Origin of the sequence: Wolbachia endosymbiont of Drosophila leontia, from assembly GCF_028981785.1 — a bacterium.
Lineage (GTDB): Bacteria > Pseudomonadota > Alphaproteobacteria > Rickettsiales > Anaplasmataceae > Wolbachia > Wolbachia pipientis.
This window is the reverse complement of the sequence record NZ_JAPQLK010000139.1, coordinates 1-7,347: the sequence shown is the minus strand read 5'-3', so window position 1 is coordinate 7,347 and position 7,347 is coordinate 1. Positions and strand designations below refer to the sequence as shown.

The 7,347-nt window shown below is 33.5% G+C and carries 7 protein-coding genes, 1 tRNA gene and 2 pseudogenes; 9 read left to right on the top strand and 1 reads right to left on the bottom strand.

The features are described 5' to 3' along the window. Positions 1-467 precede the first annotated feature (467 nt). The 7 genes from OZD63_RS05125 (at position 468) to OZD63_RS05095 (ending at position 5,246) form a co-directional block, all read left to right on the top strand. On the top strand, positions 468-1,691 hold the full coding sequence (locus tag OZD63_RS05125; protein WP_275008296.1) for a WD1261 family protein: 1,224 nt from the start codon (positions 468-470) through the stop codon (positions 1,689-1,691). Positions 1,692-1,760: 69 nt separating this feature from the next. Beyond that, entirely contained in the window at positions 1,761-2,267 is a 507-nt protein-coding gene (gene ppa / locus OZD63_RS05120; RefSeq protein ID WP_274979494.1) for an inorganic diphosphatase, read from the top strand. A 44-nt stretch (positions 2,268-2,311) separates the two neighbouring features. Further along, entirely contained in the window at positions 2,312-2,473 is a 162-nt protein-coding gene (locus OZD63_RS05115; protein ID WP_275008295.1) for a hypothetical protein, read from the top strand. Positions 2,474-2,565: 92 nt separating this feature from the next. Beyond that, positions 2,566-2,656, top strand: a tRNA-Ser gene (locus OZD63_RS05110). Positions 2,657-2,832: 176 nt separating this feature from the next. After that, entirely contained in the window at positions 2,833-3,978 is a 1,146-nt protein-coding gene (locus tag OZD63_RS05105) for a SurA N-terminal domain-containing protein (RefSeq protein ID WP_274979495.1), read from the top strand. 103 nt (positions 3,979-4,081) lie between these two features. Beyond that, positions 4,082-4,702 carry a ferredoxin reductase domain-containing protein gene (locus OZD63_RS05100; RefSeq protein WP_182321079.1) on the top strand — a complete coding sequence of 207 codons (621 nt, stop codon included), beginning with the start codon at positions 4,082-4,084 and terminating at the stop codon, positions 4,700-4,702. Next, a complete protein-coding gene (locus tag OZD63_RS05095; RefSeq protein ID WP_275008293.1) occupies positions 4,686-5,246 on the top strand; it encodes a 5-formyltetrahydrofolate cyclo-ligase in 561 nt (186 codons plus the stop codon). The genes OZD63_RS05100 and OZD63_RS05095 overlap by 17 nt, the downstream gene beginning before the upstream one ends. Positions 5,247-5,290: 44 nt before the next feature. Here the strand turns inward: OZD63_RS05095 and OZD63_RS05090 are convergent, their stop codons facing one another. Then, complete coding sequence (locus OZD63_RS05090) at positions 5,291-6,325, bottom strand: hypothetical protein (RefSeq protein ID WP_274979496.1); 1,035 nt, start codon at positions 6,323-6,325, stop codon at positions 5,291-5,293. Positions 6,326-6,461: 136 nt separating this feature from the next. Here OZD63_RS05090 and elbB point away from each other — a divergent pair. Together elbB and OZD63_RS05080 are read left to right on the top strand one after the other, a co-directional pair. Continuing rightward, positions 6,462-7,170 (top strand): annotated as a pseudogene (gene elbB / locus OZD63_RS05085) (isoprenoid biosynthesis glyoxalase ElbB). Positions 7,171-7,233: 63 nt separating this feature from the next. After that, a pseudogene (locus tag OZD63_RS05080) lies at positions 7,234-7,347 on the top strand (IS5/IS1182 family transposase); the annotation flags it as partial.

Sequence of the window (7,347 nt, the reverse complement as noted above, 5' to 3'; positions counted from 1 at the left end):
CCTAGGGTTTCTTTTGCCTTTTTTTCTGTTTAGTAAATTTCTTAACGTTTATAATTTAGATTAGTTGCGGCTTAAAAGCAGCTAAATCGCGGTTATTAAGTGTTTAGAATAAAAAAACGCCATACTTGAAAGTATAATGTAAGTAATTAGCCAACCACGGGGCTTCTTTTGCCTTTTTTTGTTTAGTAAATTTCTTAAATATTTATGGCTAAACGACAATCGTCATCCCAGCGGGATCTAGAGATACCGCGAATGAATCGCGGTATGACGGTTCGCGGCGGCATAAAGATAAGTCTCGTCATCCCGCTGCGTGTTAGCGGGATCTCTTGTTAGTGGCTGAGATACCGCGGCGGTACAGCTATACCTTTTTCTACTTAGTTTGGGTTATGCAAGAAGTCTAATAACATTTATTGCTATTTTGCCATGTATCCCTTATACTATAAAGTAGAACATTATAGGTTTCAGCAATGATAAAAGAAATTGAAGAACTAATAAAAATTGTTGGTAAGGGTAATTTATTAGAGACGTTATTTATTTTTTTAGGCAGCTTTCAACATGCTGAATTAGGTCGTTTTATAGATCACAGAAATCATTTTGGTTTGTCTGAATTCATTAGAAAAAAAGAGGAACCATTAGATAAATATTTTAACTTAAAATTTAGTCTACAAGGGCTGTTTTTAATTTATGCTCAAGCTTATCAAATTCTAAGTGAAAACAATAACCTGAATACTAAAGATGTCATAGATAAAATATATGAAGTTATTAAAGGATCTGAGTTAAATGAATATATAAATGAAGTAGTAGATGGAAGAAAATTAGATTTACTTAACATCTTAGCAAATCCAAAGAGAGAACCAATATTTGAAACAGAAGAGGATTTTGAAAATAAAGTACTCATTGGTCTTAGAAAGTTACTAAGTGAAGGAAATACATTAAACAAATATGACAGAGAATTTACATTAAATAAGTGCGTTATCAGCAGCTATTATTCCATTCATGACATAAAAGCAGATAAAGATATAGCATTGTTCTTTTCTTTGGGTGTTTACTATAAAGAACTTTCGTCATCTAACAAAACAGTAAAAAGAGAAGTATTAGAGATATGTGAGAATCAGTTAATAGAGAGCTATATAATGTTCTTAGCTGGCAAACTACACATGATCGGATTATCAAGTAGAGATAAATATACAATCGACCATGAGAGTGTGGATCGGCAAGAGAAAACATTGAAAATGGATGGATTAATGTATCCTATAAATACAAAAAACTCCCTAGAGCAACTGTTAAAAAACCAAAATAGTGATGAATTTGAACAATTAATAACGAGCCCTGATAATATATACTACTCAGTGCTGCAAGAAGAGAATGAATGTAGGCCAAATCCTATCACCAGCAAGAAAAAAGAAAAAGACCATAAAAACGCAGTCTGTAAACTTATTTTAGGTATGTTTGTATTATCTGTTGGGTTATATGTTGCTGATTATTTCTTTATGGAGCAAAAATTGTTTAACTCAATAAAAAATGTTTTGCCACAAGACAACCTTACTAACCTGATAGTTGGTGCGGTGCTTACTATCGTAATAGTATATGCCTTATTTCAATTATTGGAACCACCACAGGAACCACCACTTTCAACAGTCAATAAGACGACGAATGAAAATTTAGGACCGCTCCATGCAAAACAAGCTTAGAACTACATAAATGTAGCAACTTAAAAGTACATATTGTATAATGCTTATTCTTAAGTTAAGAGGTAATTTATGGATTTAAGTAAAGTAACAGCAGGACCAAATGTGGTGAATGTGGTAATTGAAATAAGTGCAAATGCTGAGCCTGTAAAGTATGAATTTAATAAAGAGCTTGGGTTGTTACAAGTTGACAGATTTTTATCTACCTCAATGACTTATCCTTGCAATTATGGGTTTGTACCAAATACCTGCGCAGGTGATGGTGATCCTGTGGATGTTTTGGTGCTAACTCAGTTTCCCTTAGCATCTAGTGTTTTAATATCGGTGCGTCCGATAGGCGCATTACTCACTAAAGATGAAAAAGGAGAAGATGAGAAAATATTAGCTGTGCCTGTTTCCAGTGTTGATAGCTATTATGACAATATAAAGGACTATTCTGACTTATCTAAAAGCCTACTAGATAAAATTACTCATTTCTTTTCTCATTATAAAGATCTAGAAAAGGGAAAAACGGTAGCAGTTGGAGAATGGGTTGGTGTGGAAGAAGCAAAGAAAATCATTGAAAAAAGCAGAAATTAGTTTTTATTGATTTATAGCTAAAGTGGCTTAGGTTTGCCCACAATTTGAAAAACAACAAATTCGTCATTCCGCTACTTGTTAGCGGAATCTGTACCGCGCACAACTGTACGAACATTGCAATATGGCACATAGTAAACGATGTCATTCCAGTGCGTGACACTGGGATGACAAGAAAGGGAGCACTGGAATTTTTGTTTCAGCATTAGCCATGCATCTGAACAGATACAAATATTGCAATTAAAAGCATTAGACAGGTGGTAGAGGTCTTGGTATTATATAATCTTTAGGTTCTAAATTTGGAAGGGTGGCCGAGCGGCTGAAGGCGGCGGTTTGCTAAACCGTTATACGACCCAAAAGTCGTATCGAGGGTTCGAATCCCTCTCCTTCCGTATACTGTTTTTAGCACGGTTTAAATTCGCTATATTAGCATGTTTTTAGCCTATTTACCAGCGTACCTGATTTTGTTGCAATGGTTTTTATTTCCGTTGTCACTGAGATCACTATTAAAAAGTTGGCTAGCATTGACTCAGTATTTATTATAGAATTGGTTATTAACTTTACTTGTATGTATAAAATACTAATTTTACTGTTGATAGTGTTGCTACTTGGGTTGCTTGCAACCGAGATTGAAATTGTTGCAGATGTAAATGGCGAGCCAATTTCAAATTTAGATATCGAAAAACGCATCAACTTTATAAATTCATTGTTTGGCACTCAAAGTGTTAATCAAAAAGAAGCAAAACCTCAAATTCTTAGGGAGCTAATAGACGAAATTATCATTACCAATGAAGCGCAGAGGCTGAATATAAAATTGAGCAACGAGGAGTTAGATAATGCTGTCATGTTATTTTTAACCCAAAGTTTTAAACTTAAGGCTAATGAAGTTGATCAATACATAGAGAAGCATAATATAGATCTTGGTATTTTAAGAAAACAAATAAAATGTCAGTTACTGTGGAGCAAAATTATTGAAGTAAGAATTGTGCCATTTATTAATATAAGCGATAAAGAAGTAGATGATGTAAAAAGGCAAACAGAAAAGCCGGATTATCTTATCACGTTCCAAGAGTTTATAATTCCTGATCAAAAAGACAAGGACGTTTATGGTATAGCTGAAGATTTAGTAGAAAAATTACGTAATAGTAATAACCCAGAACCTCCAATAAAGATGCGTAAAGCAACAGTTAATTTAAGTCAGCTCAAAGATAAACTTAAGAGCGTTTTAGAAAGACTAGAAACCGGTGATATAGCAGGTCCATTCAGTTTCAGTGAAGGTTACTCTGTTATAAAAGTCATAGATAAGGTACAACTTAATCATGCACTGCTGGAAAGCACTTTAAAATTAAAACAGATTGTGGTTGAAGGTTCAGAAAGTTTATTGGATAATTTCAAGGAGCAAAAAATCAATTGTTTGAATTTCGATAAATTAGCAGATAATTTTAAGTTGCCAAACGCAAAAGAGTTTGAAATAAAAATGCGAGATTTAAATCCTGATTTACAGATTTTATTTAGTAAAACAAGTGTGAATGAAATAGTAGAATTGAGAGAAAATGGCACTGCAAAGTTGATGATGTTGTGTGATATCAAGAGTAATGTAGCGGGTATAGAAGCAATTAAACAGCAGATGTATCAACAAAAGATTATGATACAAAGCAACTTGTTATTAGATGATATGCGTAAAAATGCAGCTATCAGTTATCGGTATAGTTGAAGTCAGAGAGTGTCCTTGTCTCTTTCTTTGTGTATAGAACTATATAAATTACTTTGTTCTATAAAATTTCAAAAAATTTGAACAAATGCAGTTAAAATAGCACATGAAGAATATAATGCTAATTGGTGGTGGAGTTGGAAATGCAGTGTTATTTTCGATAGGAAAGGCATGTCTTGAAAATAATAACAAGGTTTTGTACTTCGCTGGCTATAAGAAGTTAAGTGATGTATTTAAACGAGCACTAATAGAGCGTGCATCAAATGCAGTAGTTTGGGTATGTGAAGAAGGATTGATAGAAACAAGCAGAGATCAAGATAAATCCTTTCATGGTAATATAGTTGATGCAATAGTCTCTTATCAACAAGGAAGATTAGGTATTAATTTGAACGTTATAGATAAAATTATCACTATTGGTTCTGATAAAATGATGAAAGCTGTGAATGAAGCTAGAAAAACAATTTTAAAGCCATATCTGAAATCAGGCCACATAGCGATATCATCAGTTAATTCTCCTATGCAGTGTATGATGAAAGAAATCTGCGCTCAGTGTGTGCAGCAACATATAAATGCGAAAACAGGAGAAAGGAGTTTTGTTTATAGTTGCAGTAATCAAGACCAGGATATGGGGTGTGTTGACTTTGACTTTTTAAGTGAGCGCTTGAAGCAAAATAGTTTACAAGAAAAACTTACTGCAAAATGGATAGATCATGTTCAAAGATATTAAACAGCACAAAAAGGAAATAAGAGAGCAATATAGAGCTATAAGAAAAGATATTGATGAAAGTTATTCCAGTTATGCGGCAAATTCCCTTATTAATCTCTTTAATCAGATTAATCAGAACCTAAGCTACGTTAAAGGCAAAACAATAGCAGCTTACATTCCAATGGATGAGGAAATAGATGTTGTGCCTTTGATGCATAGTTTACTCGATTTAGATTATAAAATAGCAATTCCTAATAAAAACAAGTTACTAAAATTTGAGAAATGGAACGAAACAAATGAAGATGTAATTCCTGACACAATCATTACTCCTGTTATTGCTTTTGATGATCATTTGAATAGATTAGGTTTTGGCGGTGGTTGGTATGATACAATGATAAAAAAATTACGGCCGCTTGGAAAAATATTTATAGGTGTAGCCTATGAGAAACAATATTGTAAAGATTTACCTGTAGAAAAACATGATCAAAAATTGGATATTATAATCACTGAGATGTGTGTTAGATGTGGAAGTGGATTGCTCAAAAAAGTGGATAAAAAGGAGTAGCGTAACCCCACTTTCTGATAGTAATTTTTGCGTAAAAAAATGCATCAACTTGGTCCTGTGATTCCTCCTTCACTCACTCGTGCAGCACTTGAAATACCTAAGTGAGAAGATGGCTTCATTGCTGCAACTTTCTCATCAACAATTTTTTCTACCTCCTCTATTTTACCCTCACCAATGGCCATAATTTTAGATTGAAATTTCTCCATAAGCTCCTCAAGTGCTTCCTTATCACTTTCATAAGTACTAGTACCTTTTTCTATAAGCCTTTTCATGTCTTCTTTTGAAAAATTTTGAATAGTTCCATTCTTTACTAACTCTTGTATAGCAGATCGCTGCCCTTCATTTTGAAGCATGCCTATGACCTTTGCTTTACTCTGGGCGTTTTTTATTTTTTCACCTTCTTCGGACATATTATAGCATATAATCTCTTGAGCCAAACTGTTGTATAATTTACTAAAGTTATCTTTTTTTGGCCCAACCTCAGGCAATTTATCCCCTAAATTTTTAGATAAACTTTTCACTGCTTTTCCTGCATCAATCGCACCTTCTTTTATTTTTTCCCCTGCCTTTCCTATACCTATTCCTACATAACGTGCTCCAATAGCCACAAGCGCTATTAATGTAGCAAGCACAATAAGCGGAGAAAATGCTGCTCCTAATACCATTACGGCAGAAGCTATTCCAATTTTTTTATTTGCAGAGGCTGATTTAAAATAATTGACTAGATTATCCAGTGGACCTTTATTATTATTTACAACATTACTTATTGCTTGTTGGTTAACAGATTTTAACGCCTCTTCTATTATTTTTGAGTCAACATTTTCAGAAGTTAAATCTTTAAGTGCTTCTTCAATGAATTTTATAAATAATTCTTTGTTGACCTCCTTTTGCAAGCCTTGGTCATTAATCGCTAAACCTAAATCTTTGAGGTTCATCTCTTTAACTTGTTCTGATAGGGTTGTAAATAACTCTTTTTTCCCCTCTTGTGAGGATTGTGCAATACTTTCTATTATATCTGAAATAGCTTTTCTTAGTTCTGGATAGTCAGTGTCAAAAAACATACTATTACTAGATTCCATATTCAGCTTCGTTGATTATAAATATGCCTAATTATACATACTAATCATTAATTATATTATAATTGACATAACATACCCCTTTCCAAATATAGAATTTGTATTAAAACATCTAGATTGTATGAAATCAAGGTACTTTATGGGTGAAAAAAAATTAAAAGCTGCTGTGGTTTTATCAGGGTGTGGTTACCTTGACGGTGCAGAGGTAAGAGAAGCGGTTTTAAGTTTGCTTGTTGCTTGATCAGCAGGAAGTGGATGTTAAATGCTTTGCACCTGATATCAATATCACACAAGTTATGAATCATAGAACAAAAGAGGCAACAAAAGAAAAAAGGAATGTACTTGTGGAAGCAGCAAGAATCGCAAGAGGCGAAATATATGACTTAAAAGAAGCCGAAGCTGAAAATTTTGACATGCTAGTTGTACCTGGTGGATACGGGGTTGCGAAAAATTTATCTGACTTAGCTGAAAGTAAAGACATGGTGACAGTAATGCCTGAATTTGAAAGATTAGTTTCAGAATTTTTTGTTACAAAAAAGCCAATAGGAGCGATATGCATATCTCCAGCCATCATTGTTTCAATTTTAAGTAACAAGATAGGTAAAGAAGAAAGTAAGGTTAAGGTAACTATAGGAGATGACAGAGAACAGTTGATAGAAAGGCTTGGCGGCGAGCACATAAAATGCGATACAGAGTTATCAATAGAAGACGAAGAACATAATGTATTTTCCTGTTCTGCTTATATGCGTAGCGACGAAAGTACATACTCTGTATATCAAGGGATAAAGCATATGATTGACAGCATGGTAAAAAAGATTAACAAAAAAACTAAACAGCCATTCCTCTAAGAACCTGTTAAGGATCTCGAAAATATGAGGTAAAATAAGCATAGTTAAGAAAGAGGTATATCTATGCAAAAAAGCTATCCAAGCGATATAAGTAAAGAACAATTTGAAAAAAATTAGACCAATACTGGGGAGTAGCAGAAAGAAAACAAAACCAAGGAAACTTGATTTGTATGATGT

What these genes read in the sequence shown, in the direction of transcription:
- OZD63_RS05095 (WP_275008293.1), top strand. Translation starts at nt 4,686, where the DNA reads ATGTTCAAAGATATTAAACAGCACAAAAAGGAAATAAGAGAGCAATAT.
- OZD63_RS05100 (WP_182321079.1), top strand. Translation starts at nt 4,082, where the DNA reads ATGAAGAATATAATGCTAATTGGTGGTGGAGTTGGAAATGCAGTGTTA.
- OZD63_RS05090 (WP_274979496.1), bottom strand. Translation starts at nt 6,325, where the DNA reads ATGGAATCTAGTAATAGTATGTTTTTTGACACTGACTATCCAGAACTA.
- ppa (WP_274979494.1), top strand. Translation starts at nt 1,761, where the DNA reads ATGGATTTAAGTAAAGTAACAGCAGGACCAAATGTGGTGAATGTGGTA.
- OZD63_RS05105 (WP_274979495.1), top strand. Translation starts at nt 2,833, where the DNA reads ATGTATAAAATACTAATTTTACTGTTGATAGTGTTGCTACTTGGGTTG.
- OZD63_RS05125 (WP_275008296.1), top strand. Translation starts at nt 468, where the DNA reads ATGATAAAAGAAATTGAAGAACTAATAAAAATTGTTGGTAAGGGTAAT.